This window comes from Pseudomonas sp. GM24, from assembly GCF_000282235.1.
Lineage (GTDB): Bacteria > Pseudomonadota > Gammaproteobacteria > Pseudomonadales > Pseudomonadaceae > Aquipseudomonas.
In genome coordinates, this window is the sequence record NZ_AKJR01000036.1 from 1 (window position 1) to 21,563 (window position 21,563).

24 protein-coding genes are annotated in these 21,563 nt (G+C 58.4%); 13 read left to right on the forward strand and 11 right to left on the reverse strand.

Annotation, left to right across the window (positions count from 1 at the left end; all coding sequences use genetic code 11):
• Positions 1-265 precede the first annotated feature (265 nt).
• Both PMI23_RS05850 and PMI23_RS05855 read left to right on the forward strand, forming a co-directional pair.
• Positions 266-1,141: a Tim44 domain-containing protein gene (locus PMI23_RS05850; RefSeq protein ID WP_007912068.1), complete on the forward strand. Its 876-nt coding sequence runs from the start codon at positions 266-268 to the stop codon at positions 1,139-1,141.
• Positions 1,142-1,278: 137 nt separating this feature from the next.
• Complete coding sequence (locus PMI23_RS05855; RefSeq protein ID WP_007912066.1) at positions 1,279-1,686, forward strand: SMI1/KNR4 family protein; 408 nt, start codon at positions 1,279-1,281, stop codon at positions 1,684-1,686.
• 21 nt (positions 1,687-1,707) lie between these two features.
• On the opposite strand, the gene PMI23_RS05860 is transcribed toward PMI23_RS05855, so the two are convergent.
• Positions 1,708-3,471, reverse strand: a complete 1,764-nt coding sequence (locus tag PMI23_RS05860) for a cation:proton antiporter (protein WP_007912064.1) — start codon at positions 3,469-3,471, stop codon at positions 1,708-1,710.
• 279 nt (positions 3,472-3,750) lie between these two features.
• Here PMI23_RS05860 and PMI23_RS05865 point away from each other — a divergent pair, with 279 nt between their 5' ends.
• Positions 3,751-4,233, forward strand: coding sequence for an acyl-CoA thioesterase (locus PMI23_RS05865; protein WP_003229693.1), 483 nt, complete (start codon positions 3,751-3,753; stop codon positions 4,231-4,233).
• Between the two features lie 101 nt (positions 4,234-4,334).
• Here the strand turns inward: PMI23_RS05865 and pdxY are convergent, their stop codons facing one another.
• Positions 4,335-5,207, reverse strand: coding sequence for a pyridoxal kinase PdxY (gene pdxY / locus PMI23_RS05870; RefSeq protein WP_007912061.1), 873 nt, complete (start codon positions 5,205-5,207; stop codon positions 4,335-4,337).
• A 117-nt stretch (positions 5,208-5,324) separates the two neighbouring features.
• Between pdxY and PMI23_RS05875 the strand changes: the two genes are divergently transcribed.
• On the forward strand, positions 5,325-5,738 hold the full coding sequence (locus PMI23_RS05875; protein WP_007912059.1) for a DUF3301 domain-containing protein: 414 nt from the start codon (positions 5,325-5,327) through the stop codon (positions 5,736-5,738).
• Between the two features lie 40 nt (positions 5,739-5,778).
• On the opposite strand, the gene PMI23_RS05880 is transcribed toward PMI23_RS05875, so the two are convergent.
• Positions 5,779-6,744 (reverse strand): CobW family GTP-binding protein, encoded by a 966-nt coding sequence (locus PMI23_RS05880; protein ID WP_007912058.1) that lies wholly within the window; start codon positions 6,742-6,744, stop codon positions 5,779-5,781.
• A gap of 30 nt (positions 6,745-6,774) precedes the next feature.
• Here PMI23_RS05880 and PMI23_RS05885 point away from each other — a divergent pair, with 30 nt between their 5' ends.
• On the forward strand, positions 6,775-7,131 hold the full coding sequence (locus tag PMI23_RS05885) for a hypothetical protein (protein ID WP_007912055.1): 357 nt from the start codon (positions 6,775-6,777) through the stop codon (positions 7,129-7,131).
• Positions 7,132-7,135: 4 nt separating this feature from the next.
• Here the strand turns inward: PMI23_RS05885 and PMI23_RS05890 are convergent, their stop codons facing one another.
• A complete protein-coding gene (locus tag PMI23_RS05890) occupies positions 7,136-7,780 on the reverse strand; it encodes a DUF1826 domain-containing protein (protein ID WP_007912053.1) in 645 nt (214 codons plus the stop codon).
• A complete protein-coding gene (zigA, locus tag PMI23_RS05895) occupies positions 7,780-8,985 on the reverse strand; it encodes a zinc metallochaperone GTPase ZigA (RefSeq protein WP_007912050.1) in 1,206 nt (401 codons plus the stop codon). The genes PMI23_RS05890 and zigA overlap by 1 nt, the downstream gene beginning before the upstream one ends.
• Positions 8,986-9,206: 221 nt before the next feature.
• On the opposite strand from zigA, the gene PMI23_RS05900 reads away from it, so the two are divergent.
• Complete coding sequence (locus PMI23_RS05900; RefSeq protein ID WP_042704910.1) at positions 9,207-9,584, forward strand: hypothetical protein; 378 nt, start codon at positions 9,207-9,209, stop codon at positions 9,582-9,584.
• On the opposite strand, the gene PMI23_RS05905 is transcribed toward PMI23_RS05900, so the two are convergent.
• The gene (locus tag PMI23_RS05905; RefSeq protein ID WP_007912046.1) at positions 9,581-10,783 is read right to left on the reverse strand and encodes an N-acetylmuramoyl-L-alanine amidase; all 1,203 of its coding nucleotides are present in this window, start codon (positions 10,781-10,783) and stop codon (positions 9,581-9,583) included. The genes PMI23_RS05900 and PMI23_RS05905 overlap by 4 nt on opposite strands.
• Positions 10,784-10,867: 84 nt before the next feature.
• On the opposite strand from PMI23_RS05905, the gene folE2 reads away from it, so the two are divergent.
• The 6 genes from folE2 to PMI23_RS05935 are packed head-to-tail and all read left to right on the forward strand — an operon-like array spanning position 10,868 to position 16,074.
• Positions 10,868-11,764, forward strand: a complete 897-nt coding sequence (gene folE2, locus PMI23_RS05910) for a GTP cyclohydrolase FolE2 (protein WP_042704911.1) — start codon at positions 10,868-10,870, stop codon at positions 11,762-11,764.
• Complete coding sequence (locus PMI23_RS05915) at positions 11,761-12,429, forward strand: metal ABC transporter ATP-binding protein (RefSeq protein ID WP_007912043.1); 669 nt, start codon at positions 11,761-11,763, stop codon at positions 12,427-12,429. Before folE2 ends, PMI23_RS05915 begins: the two co-directional genes overlap by 4 nt.
• Positions 12,429-13,295: a metal ABC transporter permease gene (locus tag PMI23_RS05920; protein ID WP_007949691.1), complete on the forward strand. Its 867-nt coding sequence runs from the start codon at positions 12,429-12,431 to the stop codon at positions 13,293-13,295. Before PMI23_RS05915 ends, PMI23_RS05920 begins: the two co-directional genes overlap by 1 nt.
• Positions 13,296-13,306: 11 nt before the next feature.
• Entirely contained in the window at positions 13,307-14,182 is an 876-nt protein-coding gene (locus PMI23_RS05925) for a metal ABC transporter substrate-binding protein (RefSeq protein WP_007912037.1), read from the forward strand.
• A complete protein-coding gene (locus PMI23_RS05930) occupies positions 14,179-14,739 on the forward strand; it encodes a gamma carbonic anhydrase family protein (RefSeq protein ID WP_007912035.1) in 561 nt (186 codons plus the stop codon). Before PMI23_RS05925 ends, PMI23_RS05930 begins: the two co-directional genes overlap by 4 nt.
• Positions 14,740-14,742: 3 nt before the next feature.
• Complete coding sequence (locus PMI23_RS05935) at positions 14,743-16,074, forward strand: dihydroorotase (RefSeq protein ID WP_007912034.1); 1,332 nt, start codon at positions 14,743-14,745, stop codon at positions 16,072-16,074.
• 115 nt (positions 16,075-16,189) lie between these two features.
• On the opposite strand, the gene PMI23_RS05940 is transcribed toward PMI23_RS05935, so the two are convergent.
• Positions 16,190-16,708, reverse strand: a complete 519-nt coding sequence (locus PMI23_RS05940; protein WP_007912033.1) for a DUF3617 domain-containing protein — start codon at positions 16,706-16,708, stop codon at positions 16,190-16,192.
• A gap of 131 nt (positions 16,709-16,839) precedes the next feature.
• On the opposite strand from PMI23_RS05940, the gene cls reads away from it, so the two are divergent.
• The gene (gene cls / locus PMI23_RS05945) at positions 16,840-18,279 is read left to right on the forward strand and encodes a cardiolipin synthase (protein WP_007912032.1); all 1,440 of its coding nucleotides are present in this window, start codon (positions 16,840-16,842) and stop codon (positions 18,277-18,279) included.
• 48 nt (positions 18,280-18,327) lie between these two features.
• On the opposite strand, the gene cfaB is transcribed toward cls, so the two are convergent.
• The 4 genes from cfaB to bufA2 all read right to left on the reverse strand — a co-directional run bounded on the left by cfaB (position 18,328) and on the right by bufA2 (position 21,542).
• The gene (gene cfaB / locus PMI23_RS05950) at positions 18,328-19,515 is read right to left on the reverse strand and encodes a C17 cyclopropane fatty acid synthase CfaB (protein WP_007912031.1); all 1,188 of its coding nucleotides are present in this window, start codon (positions 19,513-19,515) and stop codon (positions 18,328-18,330) included.
• A gap of 84 nt (positions 19,516-19,599) precedes the next feature.
• A complete protein-coding gene (locus PMI23_RS05955; RefSeq protein WP_007912030.1) occupies positions 19,600-20,388 on the reverse strand; it encodes an HvfC/BufC N-terminal domain-containing protein in 789 nt (262 codons plus the stop codon).
• Positions 20,379-21,224, reverse strand: coding sequence for an MNIO family bufferin maturase (bufB, locus tag PMI23_RS05960; RefSeq protein WP_007912028.1), 846 nt, complete (start codon positions 21,222-21,224; stop codon positions 20,379-20,381). The genes PMI23_RS05955 and bufB overlap by 10 nt, the downstream gene beginning before the upstream one ends.
• A 66-nt stretch (positions 21,225-21,290) precedes the next feature.
• Positions 21,291-21,542, reverse strand: a complete 252-nt coding sequence (gene bufA2 / locus PMI23_RS05965) for a BufA2 family periplasmic bufferin-type metallophore (RefSeq protein ID WP_007912027.1) — start codon at positions 21,540-21,542, stop codon at positions 21,291-21,293.
• Positions 21,543-21,563: the final 21 nt, after the last annotated feature.

The window sequence follows — 21,563 nt, forward strand, 5'->3', positions numbered from 1 at the left end:
TCGCGAAAGCGGTGTGTCATTGAGCACTCATATGTCTGACACGGCACCTTCGCGAGCAGGCTCGCTCCCACAGATAATACGGCGCACAGTGCATCAATCCCGCTGAACCTATCGCCTTTTCCTACAGACAAAAGTACATAGGCTGATTGCCTCGCGAAGCTGAACGCGACCTGTCAGGCAAAAGCCCGAAACACTCTCTCGCTAGCCAGTAACACTTCAGCTGTGCAACATGGCGCGCGTGTCTCCACAAACGGGAATTCCCTTTATGAAACGTTTTCTTAGCATCGCCATGGCGTTGTGCATCGGCCTGACGATGAGCCTCGACGCCAACGCCAAGCGCTTTGGTGGTGGCAAAAGCGCCGGCGCTGCGCCGACGCACCAGACCAGCCAGATGGCTCCTTCTTCTCCAGGTGTCGGCGGCGCTGCTGCGACCGCAGGTGCTGCCGGTGCCGCAGGCGCTGCCGCCAAGGCCGGCGGTGCTTCGAAATGGCTCGGCCCTCTGGCAGGTATCGCCGCCGGTGGCCTGCTGGCGTCCATGTTCATGGGCGGTGGCTTCCAGGGCATGCAGATCTTCGACATCCTGATCATGGCCGTGATCGCGTTCGTGATCTTCCGCTTCATCGCCGCGCGTCGCCGCAAGCAGCAGGAGCAATTCGCTCCGGCCGGCGCGCCGATGCAGCGTGAAGTGTTCGAGCAGAAACCTGCCGCCATGGGTTCGATCTTCGGTGGTTCGGCTGCACCTGTTGCCGCTCGTCCGGTGATCAACGCACCAGCCTGGTTTAACGAGCAGAACTTCCTTGAAGCTGCACGCAGCCACTTCCAGTCGCTGCAGCAGCACTGGGACGCCAACGAAATGGACAAGATCGCCGAGTTCGTGACCCCGCAAATGCTTGAGTTCCTCAAGCGTGAGCGTGCAGATCTGGGTGACGCGTTCCAGTCGACCTACATCGACAACCTTCAGGTGCAACTGGACGGCGTGGATGACCGTGCCGACAAGACCATCGCCACCCTGACCTTCAGCGGTGTGTCGAAGTCCTCGCGCTTCGACCAGGGCGAAGTGTTCAGCGAAAGCTGGAACATGGAACGTCCGCAGGGCGAGAACCAGCCTTGGCTGGTTGCCGGTATCCGCCAGAACGGCTGATCCCTCGCACGCTTCACTTGCTGTAATAAAAACCCCAGCCTCGGCTGGGGTTTTCTATTTCGCGGTTGCATCTATAGCGAGCTACTGTATAAACCGGCCCATATAAACCGCGCCATTCAAGCAAGAGGATCCCGGACGTGGAAGAAATCATCGAACAACTGCGTGAAGCCAACGAACCCGTGCCGGTTCCTTTGGAATTGCCTGAGGAAGACCAACTGGTCGAAGTCGAAGAAGAACTGTTCATCAACATTCCGTTCGTCTTCAAAGAATTTTTGCTGACCGTCAGCGACGTGGTGTACGGCAGTCTGGAACCGGTGACCGTCACCGACCCGCAATCGCACACCTATCTGCCGGACGTCGCAGCCAATGCTTGGGACATCGGTGTACCGCGTGATCTGATCCCGATCTGCCAAGACGGCGACAACTACTACTGCGTCGAAGAAGACGGCACCGTGGTGCTGTGGTCCGGCGAAGAAGAGCTGATCACCGAAGAATCCTGGGAATCGGTGTGGCACTGGGCGCGGGACGTCTGGCTGGAAAGCTGATCGGCCAGCCGCCCCGGGTGGTCAATGCCCCGACGACTCCTTGTGGTTGTCGAGGGTTTCCAGCAGCGCCACCTGCATCCGCGTGTGCACGCGGATGAACCAGCGCCAGAGCAGCGCCGCTACCGCAGCGGCGACTACGGCGATCAGCACCAGTAACTTGTTGGTCGGCAGAATACTGGCCGACAAGGCTGCCAACAGCAGGAAAATCACCAGCAGCGAGAGAATCGGGATCACTTCGGAGATCACCCGACGCACTCGCTGCGTGTGCCGCCCGGCCATCTCCGGCTTCACGCCCATCTCAGCCAGCAGCATCGACAGCGCCTTGAGCTTGCGGTAAGCGGCAATCAGGAACGGCAACGACACCAGCAACGCCCCACCCCAAATCAACGCCTTCTGCCAGCTCGGATCACTGATCCAGTCTTGCAGCCACAGCGAGATGCGTTCGGCGAAATACGCGCCGGCAAAGAAGATCGCGATGACCAGCGCCAGATTGACCCCGACCTGGAGCAAAATCTTGCGGATAATCGACGCCAGCATCGCGCCCTCGCCTTGCGGCTGGATGCTGCGCAGCCATTCGCCGTACATGCCCAGCACACGGCCGAGAGGCTTGGGCACCGCCGCAGACAGCTTGATCGACAGCGGATCGGCTGCACGGATCAGATACGGTGTCAGCAGCGTAGTGATCACCGACACAGCCACGGCGACCGGATAAAGGAAGTTGCTGGTGACCTGCAAGGTCATACCCAGCGCGGCGATGATGAAGGAAAATTCGCCAATCTGTGACAGCCCCATCCCCACCCGCAGTGAGGTGCGTCCGTCGTTGCCGGCGATAAAGGCCCCGAGGCCGCAGGACAACATCTTGCCGAGCACAACGGCCACGGTGATCACCGCAATCGGCCACGCATATTCGAGAAGGATCATCGGGTCGAGCATCAGGCCGATGGCAACGAAGAAGATCGCGCTGAACAGATCGCGAACCGGCTCGATCAGCCGCTCGATCTTCAGCAATTGCCGCGACTCGGCCATGATCGCGCCGATCAGGAACGCACCGAGGACCATGCTGTATTCAAGCTTGACCACCAGCAGGCAAAAGCCGAAACACAGGCCCAGCACCGTAATCAGCAGCATCTCGTTGCTTTCGAATTTGGCCACGTAAGCCAGCAAACGCGGCACCAGCAGAATGCCGATGACCAAAGCGACGATCATGAACAGCGACAGCTTGCCGACTGTGGAGAACACTTCTCCGGAGCTGACGGTGCCGCTCACTGCGATGCTCGACAGTAGCGCGATGATGCCGATGCCGAGGATGTCTTCGACGATCAGCACGCCGAAGATCAACTGCGCAAAGCGCTCGTTTTTCATCTTCAGATCGTTGAGCGCTTTGACGATGATGGTGGTCGAGGAGATCGCCAGAATCGCGCCGAGGAACAGCGAGTCCATGGTGTTCCAGTCGAACCAGCGGCCGATTTCGTAGCCGATCCAGATCATCAGGACGATTTCGAGGAACGCCGCAATAAACGCCGTGGCACCGACCTTGAACAACTTGCGCAGGCTGAACTCCAGCCCCAGGCAGAACATCAGGAAGATCACCCCGAGTTCGGCGAGGGTCTTGATGGTTTCTTCATCGTGGATCAGGCCGAACGGCGGCGTGTGCGGGCCGATGATGAAGCCGGCGACGATATAGCCGAGCACCACCGGTTGCTTGAAACGGTGGAACAACACGGTCACCACGCCTGCGACCAACATGATCACTGCCAGATCCTGAATAAAGCTGATGGCATGCATGGCGTGGGCTCCTTGAATGACGAGGCTCGCCAGCAGACGTCAGAAATGTCTGGGCGAGCGAGGTAAAAATCCGCTTTTCGTGTGGGAATTGCCTTTGTAAGGGGCTTTTGCAGGTTAACACCGCGACTTGCGGCTGGAAGGCGGTGCAATATATGGAAACAGATCGATTCCGGCGTGACGGCGGCGAGTCGCCCGGCGTCCCGATAACGGTGCTTTAGAAAAGCGACCAGGCACCCGCAGAGGTGCTTCCAGCAACCAGCCTTGATCCGTGAGAACGTTATGGAACCCGGAAACGCCCAGCTGTCGATGACGGTACTGATGACCCCCGACATGGCCAACTTCTCTGGCAATGTCCACGGCGGCACCCTGCTCAAATACCTCGACGAAGTGGCCTACGCCTGCGCGAGCCGCTATGCCGGCCGCTACGTGGTGACGCTGTCGGTGGATCAGGTGATTTTCCGCGAGCCGATCCATGTCGGCGAACTGGTGACCTTCCTCGCGTCGGTCAACTACACCGGCAACACGTCGATGGAAGTCGGCATCAAAGTGGTGACCGAAAACATCCGCGAACGCTCGGTGCGCCACACCAACAGCTGCTTCTTCACCATGGTCGCCGTGGATGACCAGCGTAAACCGGCCGCCGTGCCGCCGCTGCAACCGCAGAACAGTGAAGACAAGCGTCGTTATATGCAGGCGCAGCAGCGTCGGCAGATTCGTCAGGAGCTGGAAAAGCGCTATCAGGAGATCAAGGGCGACGCCTGAGATCAAAGACAAAAGATCGCAACCTGCGGCAGCTCCTACAGGGTTTTGCATTCCCATGTAGGAGCTGCCGCAGGCTGCGATCTTTTTGAACGATTACGCGATTACAGACTGATCGCCGTCGCCTCGAACTTCACCCGTGGATGCGCAATCCGATCCTGCGCCCGCACCAGTTGCAACTCATAACTGGCGCACGCCTGAGTCTCCAGCAGCACCTCATGCACCGCCGCCGCAGTGAATTCGAACGCCGCCACCAGGCTATCGCCCAACAGCACCCGCGCCAAAAACAAGCCCGACGTCAGATCACCCACGCCCACTGGCTGACGCGGAAACGCCAACAGCGGACGGCGCAGATGCCAGCTGCCTTCGGCTGTCACCAGCAACATTTCAAAGCCATCGGCTGGTTTGCCCGGATAATCCAGATGCTTGACCAGCACCGCTTTCGGCCCGCGCGCCAACAGTGCCCGCGCCATCGCCAGGCAATCGAACAGCGACTGCGGCTTGCGCCCGGAGAAGCTGTCGAGCTCCAACTGGTTCGGACACATGATGTCCGCCACGGCCGCCGCCTCTTCCAGCAGGAAATCGCTGACCTCGGTCGGCACGCTGCAACCCTTCTCCGGATGGCCCATCACCGGATCACATAGATAGAGCGCTTTCGGATTGACCGACTTGATGCGTTCGACACCGCTGAGAATCGCCCGGCCTTGCGCCGCGCTACCGAGGTACCCGGACAGCACCGCATCGCAATTACCCAGCTCGCCAATCGCAGCGATGCCTTCGACCAGCTCGGGAATCTGTTGCGGCGCCAGCACTTCGCCGGCCCACTGACCGTACTGAGTGTGGTTGGAAAACTGCACGGTGTTGAGCGGCCAGACATTGACCCCGACCCGCTGCATCGGAAAAACCGCGGCGCTGTTGCCGGCGTGGCCGAACACCACATGGGACTGAATGGCGAGCAGATGAGGCGTACGTTTCATTCGGGTCATTCCGTAAAACGATTGAAATTCAAGCCGCGCAGTATGCGACGAAACGCAGCCTGTACGACAGACCGGCGACGCAGTTAAGCTGACGCTATCTTTTGGAGTTCGATGTTGATGCTGACCCTGGAAAACATCTTCGTGCTGATACTGTTCGCCGCTGCCGGCGCCTGGCTGTGGCACAACCACGGCTTGCGCGAACGCGCGCTGGAGCGGGTCAAACAGCATTGCCTGAACGTACGGGTCGAGTTGCTCGACGGCAACGTCGCTCTGAAGAAGATCGGTTTCATCAAGGACGCCAACGGTCGCCGACGACTGGCGCGGGTGTATAACTTTGAGTTCACCGTGACCGGCGAAAGCCGCCATAACGGCACCATCACCCAGTTTGGCGCGCACAGTGCGCAGATCGAACTAGCGCCCTACCCGGCGCCGTTTGACGACACACCGCCGGTGGTTGAAGTGCACAAGCCTCGAGCGGAAGTCATCGAGCTAAGCCAGTGGCGCCAGGAACACACCAAATGGAAGCCCTGAAGGCCAAGTAGGAGCTGCCGGAGGCTGCGATCTTTTGATCTTAATCCGCCCGGCACCCCGACAACCCTCTCTGCAGCACCTCAACATCCTGCGCATCACTGAAGATCAGCTCGATGCGCGAATCTTTCCGCCATTCACTGGCCAGCCAAACCAACTGCGCATTCTCTAGCGCGTTCGCCGAAATCCAGCCATCTGCACTGTGGATAACCAGTTTCGCTCTTTTCCAATGAAGCCCGTTTAGCCAATCGGCGATACGTGCCTTGTCGAACTTTTGTCCCGGATGCCAACGCCAACCGACACTCCAGCCACCCTCCTGGGCCTGACTCAAGCAGATCGGCAGCGTCGGATCGCTCCAGACAGCCGGCATTTGCCCTAACCCCTTGGGCACGATCAGATTGTCCAAACCATTGACCGCTTGCGCAGCCAGGCCCGGCAGTTCGCTCAGGGGCAGTTGCGCCCGTTGCGTCCATATCAGCCTGACTGACGGCAACTGGCTGGCTATTTTCTGCCGTTTATTTTCATCAAGGTTTTCCGCCTTGTTCAGCAGCAACAGCCCAGCGCTGGCCAACGCTTCCTGCTGCGCTACCGGCAATGCTTTCCCGGCCTGAAGCGATTGAGCGTCGAGAACAAGAACACACGGCTGCACCGCCAGGACACCCAACCACGGCGCCTCATTCAATTGCTTGAGCAACTGCGCCGGATGCCCCAGCCCGGAAGGTTCGATGAACAACCGGTCCGGCTTCGCCTTGCGCAACAAACGCCCGAGGCCAATCTGAAACGGCGCGCCATTGACACAGCACAAGCAGCCTCCGGCCACTTCGCCCAGTGCGATACCATCGGCATCACTCGTCAGCAGCGCGGCATCGAGGCCGATCTGGCCGAACTCATTGATCAGCACCGCCCAGCGCTCGCCGGCTGGCCGCTGCGCCATGAGCTGGCGAATCAGGCTGGTCTTGCCGGCGCCCAAAGGGCCAGCAATGACATGGGTAGGAATGTTCTGCAACATGGCCGGGAGCTTTCTTGGGAGATTCAAAAGATGCGTTGGATGGGATGGTCGTTGCTGTTGACGCTGCTGTCGAGCGAAGCGTGGGCTCAGGCCTGCGTAGTGCACAGTCAGGGCGAGCGGCTCGACGTCAAAGTCTGTCAGCAGAACCGCAATATTCCGGAAAAACTGTTCAACGACGGTTTCTGCCAGCCAGCGCTGGCCGGGCAGAAAGTCGAGGTGCAATACGTCGATCAATGCCCGAGCGGCGCGTTTGGCGTGTGCGGCAACGCGCAAGTCGCCAATATGCCTTATCGCCAGGACATCCACTATTACGGCGTCGCCACCGATGCCGCGTATTTGAAGCCGTACTGCGAAGGCCAGAGCCAGGGGTCGTGGCTCAAGCCTTGAGGCGTCAGCCGAGCCAGTCGAGGGTCAGTATCAGACGACGCTCGCCTGCGGCCGGTTGCGGCGAGCGGTGAATCAGACCGAACCCTTCATTGCCGTGCCATTTCTCGCCTTTCAGTAAGGCGACTTCGCCGCTCTTGAGTTGCTGTATTTGCGCTTGGGGTTCGGCGTTGGCCTGCCCCAGTTGCTGGCGATCCATCGCGCCTTCCTTGAGCCATTGGCTGCCGACGCCGGCGTACGTGGTGATCAGCCGCACCGGCACATGATCGACGTGGAAGCGCGGGCACATGGCTTTATCCAGCACCCGCAGGCGCAAGCCGATTCGCCGCGCACCGAGCAAGCAGGCGAAGGCGCTGACTAACCATTTCAGGTCGGCGATGAAGCCCTCATACCCTTCCAGATCGCGGAATCCTGAAGCCAGCCCGGTGAGATCAGGCTCCGCGTCCTCGCTCGGCAACTCCAGGCACAACGACTCCGCCAGCGGTTCGTTGAGCGACAGGAGTAACTGGGCGAAATCGCTGATGTGCAACGGCAGTTGGCGTTGCCAGACGGCAAGATTGGTGTCGTCTTCGAGAATTCGCGTCAACGCCTTCGGTGTCGGGCCTTGATGCTGATGGCGCGTACGGTTCTGCAGCAGTTTAAGCGCGAGCATCAGGCGGCCTCTTCGTGCCAAGGACCGAACGGATCTGGGAGCAATCGCCATCCCTCCACGCCAAGGGCCATTTCTTCATCGGTGAGCAGGCAGGCATCGAGTTCGGCAGAAAGCTGCAGGAAATCGATGTTCTGACCAATGAACACCAACTCCTGGCGACAGTCACCAACGCTTGGCGTCCAGTTTTCCATGATGGCTGCGGTGCTTTCCTGATCTTGTGGCCACTGATCCTTCGGCACGAAGCGCCACCAGCGCCCGGCAAAACCGTGGCGCATCAATCCACCGGCCTGCGACCAGCTACCGGCGTCGGTGGGTTTGCTTGCGAGCCAGAAGAAGCCTTTGGAGCGCAGCAGTTTGCCGTTCAACCACGGACGGTCAATGAAGCTGAAGAAGCGTTGCGGGTGAAACGGGCGGCGTGCGCGGTAGGCAGTTGAAGCGATGCCGTACTCGTCTGTTTCCGGCACATGCTCGCCGCGCAACTCTTGCAGCCAACCCGGCGCTTGCGCGGCTCTCTCGAAGTCAAAACGATTGGTATTGAGGATCTTTTCCAGCGGCACCTCGCCCATCACCATCGGGATAATTTCGGCCTGAGCGTTGAGGCGCTTGAGGATAGCCATCAGTTCCTCGCGCTGGCTTTGGCTGATCAGGTCGATCTTGCTGATCAACAGCACGTCGGCGAATTCGATTTGCTCAATCAACAGGTCGGTGATCGAGCGTTCGTCTTCTTCGCCGAGAATTTCGCCACGGGAGGCGAGACTCTCTGCCGCATGGTAGTCCGGCAGGAAATTCAAGCCGTCGACTACAGTGACCATGGTGTCGAGACGCGCGATGTCGGAGAGACTCTGGCCGTGTTCGTCGCGGAAGGTAAAGGTTTCGGCCACGGGCAGTGGTTCGGAGATTCCAGTGGATTCGATCAATAAATAATCGAAGCGGCCCTCACGGGCGAGTTTGCTGACTTCGTCTAGCAGGTCTTCGCGTAACGTACAGCAGATACAGCCGTTACTCATTTCGACAATTTTCTCTTCAGCGCGGTTAAGGCTGACATCGCGCTGAACTTCGCTGCCATCGATATTGATCTCGCTCATATCATTGACGATGACGGCTACACGCAACCCCTTGCGATTACGTAGTACGTAATTCAAAAGTGTACTTTTTCCGGCGCCAAGAAATCCTGAAAGTACGGTAACGGGCAATTTGGCTGACATTGGATAATCCTCTTAAAATGGCAACCGATTAGCGCTTTGCTTGCGCTTGGCGTGTCTGTGCTTCATGCGAAGGATTTCGCTAAAAGCAAACGCTTGAAATCGGCCCGCTCAGGCTTGGTTATCTTTTATGTTATAGTATAACAACATGAATAAACCAGCCCTCCTCTTGTCCTGAGCAATAAACCGCAGGAAGCTGAGCCGATACCACTCCGGGGTTCGTAATGAAAACTGCGCTGAAATGCTCGTTGTTGAGCCTTGGATTGTTGATGATCGGCAATGCACCGGCGCAGGTGCCGGCGCTTGCGACCTGCACACGCAGCGCAAATCTGTTGGCCTGCGTCGATGCCGACGGTAACGCCTATAGCGTCAACACCGTCGGCAACACGCTTTATCTGCGTGGGTTTGAAAAGGCTGGCCAGCGTTATTGGGCGCAAACCAATAGCCGTTTCGGCCAACTGACGTTCTTCACCGGCATCGCCTCTGACGGCGAAGCCTGGGTGGGCTACACCCGACGTGTCGGCTGGACGACGATCAATCGGTTCTCCAGCTCGGGCGGTAGCAGCACGAAGTTCACTTGCAGCCGGATTACCGGCTGTTAAACCTGAGCCTCTTGCTGCGCCTGCTGCCAAGCCAGGTAACTGTCGACGGGGGGATTCTTTTCAAAGTAACGCTGCAATCCTTTAAACAAACCGTCTGCCACGGCTTGCTGATGCCGAGCGGTGACCAATCGCTGGCTGTCCCGCGCATTGGAAATAAAGCCGGTTTCCACCAGAATTGAAGGCACATCTGGCGATTTCAGCACTGCGAATCCGGCTTGTTCCACGCGTTTCTGGTGCAGCGTGGTAATGTCGGCCAGACTGCCCAGCACCGTGCTGCCGAGCTGCAAACTCGCGGCAATCGTCGCGTTCATCGACATGTCGAGAATTACCCCGGCGAGCATCGGATCCTTATCTTTCAAATTGAGCAGGCTTGTCGCACCGAGCAGGTCTGCGCCGTTCTCTCGCTGCGCCATGAAGCGAGCAGTCGCCGACGTTGCGCCACCCTCAGAAAGGCAATAAACAGATGCGCCAGAGGCAGTAAGACGCGGCGCCGCATCAGCATGTACCGAGATAAAAATGTCAGCCTTGTGCTGCCTGGCAATCTCCACACGCTTGCGCAACGGAACAAAAAAGTCGTCATTGCGTACCAGTTTTACGTCAAAGCCTTTCTCTTTTTTCAGGCGTTTAGCGAGTAACTGCGCAATGGAAAGCACTACATCTTTTTCCCGTTCGCCCTTGACGCCGACCGCGCCGGGATCCTTGCCGCCGTGTCCAGGATCGACGACTACGATGATGTCGCGCTTCGGATGAGCGCCAATCTGCGGTGTTTCACGTGGAACCTTTGGGCTTGTTGGCATCGGTTTTGTGCTGACCAAATCCAATACCAAGCGATGACTTTGCCCATCCTGCGGCGCCAAAAGGAAACTGTTCAGCAGCACGGGATTGCTTAGATCGAGAACAATCCGCGTATCACCCAGACCAAAAGGCCCGGATCGAATCGACCGTATAACCGAGCCATCCAGCGCCAACCGACTGAAATCGCCGCTCAAGCTAGCCCCACTCACATCAATGATCAGCCGTTCAGGCGCATTGAGTGTGAAGGTCTTGTAGCGCACTGGCCCGCTCAAATCGAACACCAACCGCACTTTGTCCTCAGATCGCCAAAGTCGTGCCTGGCGAATTTGTGTAGCAGACACACTGAATGGATAAGCAAAAGCGGCGCTGGCCAAAATCAGATTAAGCACCTCACGTCTGTGCATATGAAAACCTGTTCATGAAAAAGACATCGTGATAAGTATTGTTATAATGTAACATCGAATTGAATCACCATGATGGTCCCGAACATGAATTCGCTTTCACTCCCGGATATCGCCGCGCAAGTTACTCGCCAAGCATTGCCACTTGAATGGGTGGGCATGCAGGGCATCGCGTTACCGATCTTGTTGGAAGGCCAACACCTGAATGCCAAGGCTGACGCTGGAGTGAGTCTTGATGATGGCGAGGCACGCGGCATTCATATGTCGCGACTGTATTTGGCTCTGGAAGCGCTCGAACAGGAGCGCCTGACACCCGCTCTTCTGCAGCAGGTGCTCAAGCGTTTTCTGGAGAGCCACGAAGGTTTATCCAGCCGTGCTTACTTGAATATTCACACCGATCTGCTGATGAAAAGGCCTGCGTTGATCAGTCCATTGGCTGGCTGGAAATCCTATCCAGCGAGTATTTCGGCAAGCCTGAAAGACAACATGTTCCACGTGGAACTCAAAATTGAATTGCCCTACTCTTCGACTTGCCCTTGCTCAGCGGCTTTGGCGCGGCAGTTGATCCAGCAACAATTTATCGACGACTTCGCCAACAAAGGCCTTCAGCACGCCGACGTTCTGGCCTGGCTAGGCTCGACCCACGGCATCGTCGCCACGCCTCACAGCCAACGCAGCACCGCGCAACTGCATCTACATCTCGACGAATTCATCGATGAGCTGCCGTTGAGCGTGATCATCAATGACGCCGAGGCGGCCCTTGGCACCGCCGTACAAACCGCCGTAAAACGCGCTGACGAACAAGCCTTCGCCCTCGCCAATGGCCAGAACCTGATGTTCTGCGAAGACGCGGCACGCCGTCTGAATCTGGCCCTGCGTCGGACTCCAGGCGTCAGTGCATTTCATTTGCGAGTGATCCACGCCGAAAGTCTGCACGCCCACGATGCCGTCGCCGAAAGCCACTGGCAGCGTGAACAAGCATGATCCGCTGCCAATCCCTGAGTTGGGGGGCACCCGGCCAACCACTGACTGCGCCCCTGAGCCTCGAGCTCGACAGCGGCAGCCTGACGGCGATCATCGGCGCCAACGGCTGTGGCAAAAGCAGCCTGCTGAAGGTGATCGCCGGGCTGCAAAAACCATTGGCAGGCAATGTCGGCCTGAGTGTTCCACGTCAAAGCGGATTGTCCTTCCTGCCCCAGCAACAGCATCTGGATCGCCAATTCCCCATCAGCCTCGAAGAACTGGTCGCCGCTGGTTTCTGGGGGCGAAGACTATCGACCCAACTACGAAACCAGCGCCTGAAAGATGCACTGGCAAACTGGCACCTCAGCGGACTCGAACAGCGTCCACTCATGGCCCTGTCCGGCGGTGAACTGCAACGCGCCCTGCTCGCTCGTCTGAGTCTGACTGACGCTGCGGTGCTGCTGCTCGATGAACCCCACGCCGCACTCGATGAACTCGGCCAACAATTGCTCTGGCAGCACATCCATACCTGGCATGGCGAAGGTCGAACACTGGTCGTCGTGTGCCACGACCTCGTCGCCGTGCGCCAACACATACCGCAAACCTTGCTGATCAAAAACCGCCAGTGCGTGTTCGGCGCGAGCGTCGAGCTGATCCAGCAAACACCTCGCACGCAGGTGGCCTGATGCTCGCCGTCGCCCACTTCTGGCAGCCGTTCAACGAGTTCGTGTTCATGCGCCGGGCCCTGCTCGGCGGCCTGGTACTCGCTTGCAGTACCGCACCGCTCGGCGTGTTCTTGATCCTGCGACGGATGAGCCTGATCGGTGATGCAGTGGCCCATGGCATCCTTCCCGGCGCTGCATTGGGTTTCTGGTTCGCCGGACTCAGCCTGCCGGCATTGACGCTCGGCGGTCTCGGGGCCGGACTGAGTATGGCCGGCCTCGCCGCCTGGATCACCCGTCGCACAGGTCTGCGTGAAGACGCCAGCCTCGCCGCGATTTATCCCATTTCCCTCGCCAGCGGCGTGCTGATTCTCGGCATCGCCGGCAAACGCCTCGACCTGCTTCACTTGCTGTTTGGCTCGGCATTGGCCGTCGACGGCCCGACCCTCACCGGCATGTTATGGGTCTCGGGATTCAGCCTGATCGCCATGGCGCTGATCTACAAACCACTGTTGCTCGACACCCTCGACCCGTTGTTCTTGAGAACCGTGAGCCGCCTCGGCCCACTCGCCCACGGCGTCTTTCTGACGCTGGTCGTACTCAATCTGGTGATCGGCTTTCAGGCCATCGGCGCCCTGATGGTCGTCGGGCTGATGATGCTCCCCGCCGCCGCCTCACGATTCTGGAGCCGTCGTCTGCCGATCCTGATTGCCATCGCAGCCGTCATTGGATGTCTCTCAGTGTGGTTCGGCTTGCTGTTGTCGTTCTACTACTCGCTACCCAGCGGCCCGGCCATCGTGCTGGTCGCCGGCCTCGGCTATCTGCTGTCCGTGGTGTTCGGGCCGGTTCACGGTCTGTTGCGCCGCCCGCCTTTGCTCACATCCCAATGAGGTGCTTCCCGATGCGCGCTCTACTCGTGTTGTTCAGCCTGATGCTGTCGATGTCATTGTCGGCGGCGGAAAAATTACCGGTGGTCACCAGCTTCAGCATCCTCGCCGACATGGTCCATCAGGTCGGCGGCGAGCATGTGCAGATCACCAACATGGTCGGCCCCGACGCTGACGCACACACCTACGAGCCGACACCGGACGATGCCAAGGCATTGCTCAGCGCCAGACTGATCATCAAGAACGGTCTCGGTTTCGAGCCTTGGCTGGACCGACTGGTGACCAGCACCGAGACCAAAGCCACAGTGGTCAGTGCCAGTCATGGCGTGATTCCGCGATCACTGGATGAGGACGGCGAAACCGTTCCCGACCCGCACGCCTGGCACAATCTGGCGAACGCCGAGTTGTATGTCGCCAATATCACCAAGGCACTGATCGCTGCGGATCCCGCGAATAAAGCGGACTACGAACGCAACAGCAAAACCTACCTGAAGCAGATCTACGCCCTGCTCGCCGAGGCCAAAGCCAAACTCGGTGCACTACCTCCGGGTAACCGCAAAATCGTCACCAGCCACGATGCTTTCGGTTATCTCGGCCAAGCGTACGGCATCGACTTCATGGCGCCGCAAGGCTTGTCCACTGAACGCGAACCCTCGGCTGCCGAAGTCGCTGCACTGATTACGCAGATTCGCCAAGCTCACGTCAAAGCAGTGTTCATGGAAAACATCAAAGACGCGCGCCTGCTCAAACAGATTGCCGACGAAAGTGGCGCGCACATTGGCGGCACTTTGTACTCCGACGCCCTCGCTGCCAGCGGCCCCGCCAGCACCTTCACCGGTCTGTTCGAATACAACCTCAACACCCTTTACAACGCGCTGAGCCAACCATGATCCGCAAGAACCCATCAGGTGATTTACCGCAAATTTCCGAGTCAGCCTACGTCGACAAGACCGCAATCATCTGCGGCAAAGTGGTGATCGGCGAGAACGTGTTCGTCGGCCCGTACGCGGTGATCCGCGCCGACGAAGTGGACGCCTCGGGCGAGATGGAACCGATCACCATCGGCGCCAATTCGAACATCCAGGACGGCGTGGTCATCCACTCCAAATCCGGTGCTGCAGTGACTATTGGCGAATTCAGCTCCATCGCCCACCGCTCGATCGTGCATGGCCCCTGCGTCGTCGGCGACCGCGTGTTCATCGGTTTCAACAGCGTGCTGTTCAACTGCGTTGTCGGCAATGGTTGTGTCGTGCGGCACAACTCGGTGGTCGATGGTCGGGATTTGCCGGCCGCATTCTACGTGCCCTCCACCACCCGCATCGGACCGAACACCGACCTCTCATTGTTCCCACCGGTGAGCGTCAGCGCTTCGGAGTTTTCCGAAGACGTGGCACGTACCAATGTCGATCTGGTGCGCGGCTACAAAGCCTTGCAGAACGAGTTCTGAATCATGAGCAGCGTGCTGATTCGCAACGCAAGACTGGTCAATGAAGGGCGCGAGTTCGACGGCGATCTGTTGGTCAGCAACGGACGCATCGTCAAGATTGCGCGAAGCATTGAAGGCGAAAACGCCACGCTAGAAATCGACGCGAACGGCCAATGGGTGCTGCCGGGGATGATCGATGACCAAGTGCATTTCCGTGAACCGGGCGCGCCGGCCAAGGGCAGCATCCACACCGAGTCACGCGCAGCGGTGGCCGGTGGCATCACCAGCTTCATGGACATGCCCAACACAAATCCGGCCACCCTCACCCTCGAAGCCCTGGCGGATAAAAAGCGCCGGGCGGCGATCAACTCGGTGGCTAACTACGGCTTTCACTTTGGCGTGAGCCGGGACAATCTAGATACGGTTGCCGCGCTCAATCCGTGTGAAGTGGCCGGCGTGAAAGTGTTCATGGGCGCCTCGACCGGCAACATGCTGGTCGATGATCCGCAAATCCTTGAGCGACTGTTCGCCGAGGTGCCGACCATTCTGTTGGCGCACTGTGAACACACGCCGAGCATCGACGCGAATGCGGCCAATCTGCGTGAGCTGTTCGGCGAACGAATCCCGCCCGCTGCTCACCCGCTCATCCGCAATGCCGAGGCGTGTTATCGCTCCTCTTCACTGGCGGTCGAGTTAGCCAAACGTCACGGCACGCGGCTCCATGTCTTGCACCTGACTACGGCGCGTGAACTGACGTTGTTCGAGGACAAAGCGCTGACGCAAAAACGCATCAGCGCTGAAGTCTGTCTGCATCATTTGCTATTTGATGATCGCGACTATGCTGCCCTCGGCAACCTGATCAAATGCAATCCGGCGATCAAGACCCAAGCGGATCGCGATGCGTTGCGCGCGGCCCTGAGCAGCAATCTGCTGGACGTGATTGGCAGTGACCATGCACCGCATACCTGGGAAGAAAAGCAGCGAGCTTATGCGCAGGCACCTTCTGGATTACCGCTGGTACAGCACGCGTTGCCGGCACTGATGGAGTTGGTTGCGGACGATGTACTGCCAATCACCACGTTGGTAGCAAAGACCAGCCACAGAGTCGCGGATCTGTTTGCGATTCCCGATCGTGGGTATTTACGTGAAGGCTACTGGGCGGATCTGATATTGGTTGAGCCGCACACCTTGGAGGTGAATCGGCAACCCATTCTGTCGCAGTGTGGATGGACGCCGTTTGCCGGACGCAGCTTTCGGCATCGGGTGAGTACGACGATTGTCTCGGGGCAGATTGCCTGGCGGGAGGGTCGGGTGAATGAGGGATGTCGCGGGTTGGCGCTACGATTTATGCGCTGATTGAAAAAACCCAGTAGGAGCTGACGAGTGAAACGAGGCTGCGATCTTTTGATCTTGTTTTTTACAATCAAGATCAAAAGATCGCAGCGTGCCGCAGCTCCTGCAGGAGATACATTTAGGCGCGGGGTTTCACAGCGCCGCAATCCTGACCCAACCAAACCGCGCGAGTTTCCAGACTGCCCTTCTGGTTGATCCCGATCGCATTGAACGTGCCGTTGGCCACGGTGGTGAACTCACGATCACTGAGGAACGTCGCCACCCCGGTGCCCTGCGCTTTCGGGCAGCTGAAGCGGAATTTCCACTGGTTGCCAGTGCGCTCGGTGATCTGTTGTTTGCAGCCCGATTGCGGGTCGGCCAACGGAATGTCGTTGGTCGCCACTTGCTCCGGCGTCAGACAGGCGCGAATACCCTTGCCGCCGATATTGATGCCGTTTTTTTCCAGTGCCGCACGCTGTTGCGGGGTCATCTGCCCTTGCAGTTGGCCGAGGATCGATTGCACATCCATCGGCTGGTCATCGACCTTGACGTTGCTCGATGTCATTTCCCACAGCCCCGGCTGCAGCATCTGCGCTTGCGCAACCACCGGCAATGCCAAACCCAGGCCCAGCGCCAAACCCAGCAGACGAACGTTCATCGAAAAACTCCTGATCAGTAGTGGCCGTTAGACGTCGGCCGATTGCTTCGGTTCATGCACCAATTAAATAGCGACATTCGCGACAGAACATGGTCTGTTAAGCATTGAATCTTCCGGAGCAAGGCTGCCCCATGGATTATTTTGGACCGCACATTTTCGGTTATCTGATCGCCCTGATACACACTCTCGGCTTGATCGCCGCCGTTCACGCGGTGCTCACCGTGCGCACGGCTCAAGGCTCGATCGCCTGGGCATTGTCGCTGATCTTCATTCCCTATCTCACGCTTATTCCGTACCTGGTGTTTGGCCGCAGTACCTTTGATGGCTACATCAACGCGCGACGTCAGGCCAACGAACAGATGCGTCAGGCCATCTCCGAACTGAACTGGCGCCCGTGGGTGGAGGAAGCGCTGACCGCGCGCGCCTCGAATGCCTACGCCTCGTTACGCGCAATGCCAAAATTGGGGCGCATGCCGTGTCTGGCGAACAACGAAGTGCAATTGTTGATCAACGGTGCAGCCACCTTTGAGGCGATCTTCCAGGCTATTGATCAGGCGAAGGAAGCGGTGCTGATCCAGTTTTTCATCATCCACGATGATCGCCTCGGTCAGCGCCTGCGTGATCTGCTGCTGAAGAAAGCCGCCGAAGGCGTGGCGATTCATCTGCTCTACGACCGTATTGGTAGCCATGCCCTGCCCCACAGTTATGTGCAGGCGTTACGTGATGGCGGCGTTGAGGTCAAAGCCTTCGCCACGCGCAGCGGCTGGCTCAATCGCTTTCAGGTCAACTTTCGTAACCATCGCAAGATCGTCGTGGTCGACGGCGTGGTGGGATTTGTTGGCGGGCATAACGTCGGCGATGAATACATGGGCGAAAAACCACCGCTGGCGCCGTGGCGCGATACCCATGTGAAAGTACGCGGCCCGGTGGTCGCGTGCATGCAGGAATCCTTTGCCGAGGACTGGTTCTGGGCCGCGCGAACATTGCCTCCGCTGATACTGCCGGACGAATATCCGGACGACGGCGTGCTCTGCCAACTGCTCGCCAGCGGCCCGGCCGATGCTTACGAAACCTGCTCGCTGTTCTTTGTCGAAGCCATCCATGCGGCCACCGAACGCGTGTGGATCACCAGCCCTTACTTCATTCCCGACGAGGCTGTATTTGCCGCATTAAGGTTGGCGGTCTTACGCGGTGTCGATGTGCGACTACTGCTGCCATCGCGTCCCGATCATCGCATCGTTTACGCCGCTTCCAGTCTCTACGCGTTTGAAGCTGTGCGTGCCGGCGTGCGAGTGTTCCGCTATGAGCCCGGTTTCCTGCATCAGAAAGTGGTGTTGATCGACAGTGAGATCAGCGCCATCGGCAGCGCCAATCTGGACAACCGTTCGTTCCGATTGAATTTCGAAGTGATGCTGCTGACCGTCGACAGCGACTTCGCCGCCAGCGTGGAAAACATGCTTATCGCCGATTTCGAGCAAGCCTACGAAATTGCCAAAGAAGAAAGCCGGGAAATCCACCGCCTGCAACAAGTCGGCATGCGGATCGCCCGGCTGATTTCACCGATTCTCTAAAAACCCTCACCCTGACCCTCTCCCAAAGGGAGAGGGGAATATTCAGTGTTAAGGGTTATAGATATCGTCGCGCGTCCATGGCAGTTCATGACTGCCATCCGGATGCGCTTTCACCGCAAGGATCTGGTGCAGATTGATCCAGCCGCGCGCAAACGCATAAGCGCAGCCGGCCAGGTACAGACGCCAGATGCGCAACGCCTGATCCGGCACCAGTTTGCCTGCGGTTTCAAGGTTATCCTCCAGTCGCTCGCTCCAGTGATCCAGCGTGCGCGCGTAATGCAGGCGCAGGCTTTCGACGTCGACAATCTCCAACCCCGCTTCGCTGATCTCGGCCGAGATCATCGCCAGGTGCGGCAACTCACCGTTGGGGAATACGTATTTCTCGATGAATTCCCCGGCACCGCGTCCCACCGGACGACCATCGGTGTGTTTGGCGGTGATGCCATGGTTCATTACCAGACCGCCCTCCTTCACCGCGCCGAACAGGGTTTTGCAGTACTCGGCGAGATTGGCGTGGCCAACGTGCTCGAACATCCCGACGCTGACTACCTTGTCGAAACGCCCGTCCTGAGGCAGATCGCGATAGTCGAGCAACTGCAGTTCGATCTGGTCTTCCAGGCCTTCGGCCTTGACCCGTTCGCGTGCCAGTTCCAGCTGTTCCTTGCTCAGGGTAATACCGAAGACTTTCGCGCCGAATTCGCGCGCGGCAAAGCGTGCCAGACCACCCCAACCGCAGCCGACATCCAGCAAGTATTCCCCCGGCTGCAAACGCAGCTTGAGGCATAGATGACGGAATTTGGCTTGTTGCGCCTGCTCAAGGGTTTCGCTGCCCGTTTCGAAATACGCGCAGGAATACGCCATGTCGCTATCCAGCCAGAGCTGGTAGAACGCATTGGACAGGTCGTAGTGATAGGAAATGGCTTTGGCGTCAGTTTCCTTGTCGTGCACCGAACGCACCGGCTGACTGTCGTCATCTTCGCCGAGCAAAGCGTTGCTTAATTCGTCGCAGACCCGGATAACCTCGCTGATCGAGCCCTCCAGCTCAAGTTTGCCTTCAACGAATGCCGCTCCGAGCGCATCCAGGCTTGGATGGGTGAACTGGGTGACCATCTGCGGGTCCTTGACCACGATGGTGACGCTGGGCGCCGGCCCCAGATTGAACTCATGGCCATCCCAGAGTCGCAGGCGAAGCGGAAGCTGCAGATTCTGTAAGGCCGGTGGAAGTTGCGCGAGCATGGAAAATCCCCCTTGTTTCAGACGTCAGATCTGAGGGTAGACCATCCCGGAAAAATAGCAGGCTATCGATTTGATTAGCCTGATCTATCGCTGCAGACGCACCAGCAAACCTTCCTGAATCCACTGTTTCAACCAGGTCACGGCTTGAAGTGGCGCGCCCTCACCATAAGTGACTGCTAACTCGGCGCACAGTTCGGCGAAACTCCATCCTTGGTTGAGCAAACCATCGAGGGCCGTCGCCTGCGCCGAATCGAGGCTGCGGTAACTGCAGATCAGCTGGTTGCGCCAAATCAGACAGGCCTGTGGAATATCCAACGCCATGCTTTCAGGGAAGTCTGCTTTTTCCTTCACCGAGCGCCACAGTGCAAGGCTGTTGAAGCGGCACCCCAGCCACTGCAAGGATGGCACCGCTTTGACGCGCAATTCGGGCCACTCCTCCGGGGCCAGGGCCGCGACGGCGTCAATCGTCAGCGGCTCATCGGCGGGTGCATCAAAGGCCAGTGTGAAAGCCCATTCGAGCGCGATCAGCTCGGCCAGCGGCGCACTCTGCTCCGGCACCAGATGCTCGCGGACGAAACCTTCAAAGCCTTTGCCCAACCAGCGCAGGCTGTAATGCGCTGATGGATACCGACGGATGTACGCCATGGCGAGGTCATCGAACTCTTCATCACCCAGCCAGTGCAGGATCGTCGGAAAGTCATTGCGCAAGACTTCCAGCAACCGCGCTTTGTAAGCGTTGTGATAGATCGCCAGTCCCGTGCCGACATCCAGTGTCGGGCCACCGATCAGGCTCTTGCCCAAGGACAGATTTGCACTGCGGTCTTCATCGAGAAGAAACGTCTCGAACGCCAGTTGCCACTCCTTCAGGCGCATTGCTGCCTCCCGGCCAGAACCTTGTTCCCCAGCTCACGGGCCTTTTGCAGTTCATCGAGCAATTCATCGAAAGGCGGAAAATGATCGTCACGCTCCAGCAACGTGGCCACAGGGCCGAAGTGTTCCAGTGAGCGTTGATAGAGCGCCCAGACCGGATCGCTCACCGGATGGTCGTGAGTGTCGATCACGTAATCGCCGTAGTCACTGTGCCCCGCCAGATGCAGTTGGCGGACTTTGTCGATGGGCAGGCTGCTGATGAAGGCCCACGGATCGAAGCCATGATTACGTGAACTGACGTAAACATTGTTCACGTCCAGCAGCAATTCGCAGCCGCTTTCGCGGCTCAGCGCTGCGAGAAACTCCCACTCGGTGAAATCATCCGAGGCAACACGGACATAACTGGAAACGTTCTCCAGCACCAACGGACGCTGCAGAATGTCCTGAACCTGCATCAAGCGAGCGGCGATGTAATCCAAGCTTTCTTCGGTGTAAGGCAGCGGCAGCAGATCATGTAACTGATGGGCATTGCCACGGCTCCAGCACAAATGATCGGAGATCCATGCCGGTCTGACCCGTTCGGCCAATTGCTTGAGTTGGTTGAGATAGTCCGGATCGAGGGCATGCGGCCCGCCGATGGACAGAGAAACACCGTGCATCACCAGCGGATAGCGCTCGGCGATAGCGTCGAGGTAATACAGGGCCTTACCGCCCTGCACCATGAAATTTTCCGAAACCACTTCAAACCATTCGACATCCGGCGACTGCTCAAGGATCTGCTGGTAGTAAGTGCTACGTAAACCCAAGCCGTAGCCCAGGAAGGGAAGGGAAACAGACATGGGGCGAACTCCTGATAAAAAGTGGCCGCAGTGGCGCCAACCACTGCGGCAACACTTGCCGGTCAGTTATTCGCCGACCTTGCCACCGGCTTTTTCACACGCCGCCTGAGTCATTGCCTTGAAGCCCTGGCCTTTACAGGCACCCATGCCTTTGCAGGCGTGGTCTTTGGTTTTGCAGTCGTTCTGGCCTTTGCAGCCGTTCACGCCGTAGCAGTGAACGTTGGCATCGGCGGCCATCGCGTTGGAGGCAACACCGGCGAACATTGTGGCGGCGGCCAAAGCGAGAGCGGCACCAGCAGCAGCGGTCTTGATGGTCATTTTTCTTATCCTCGGTAATCG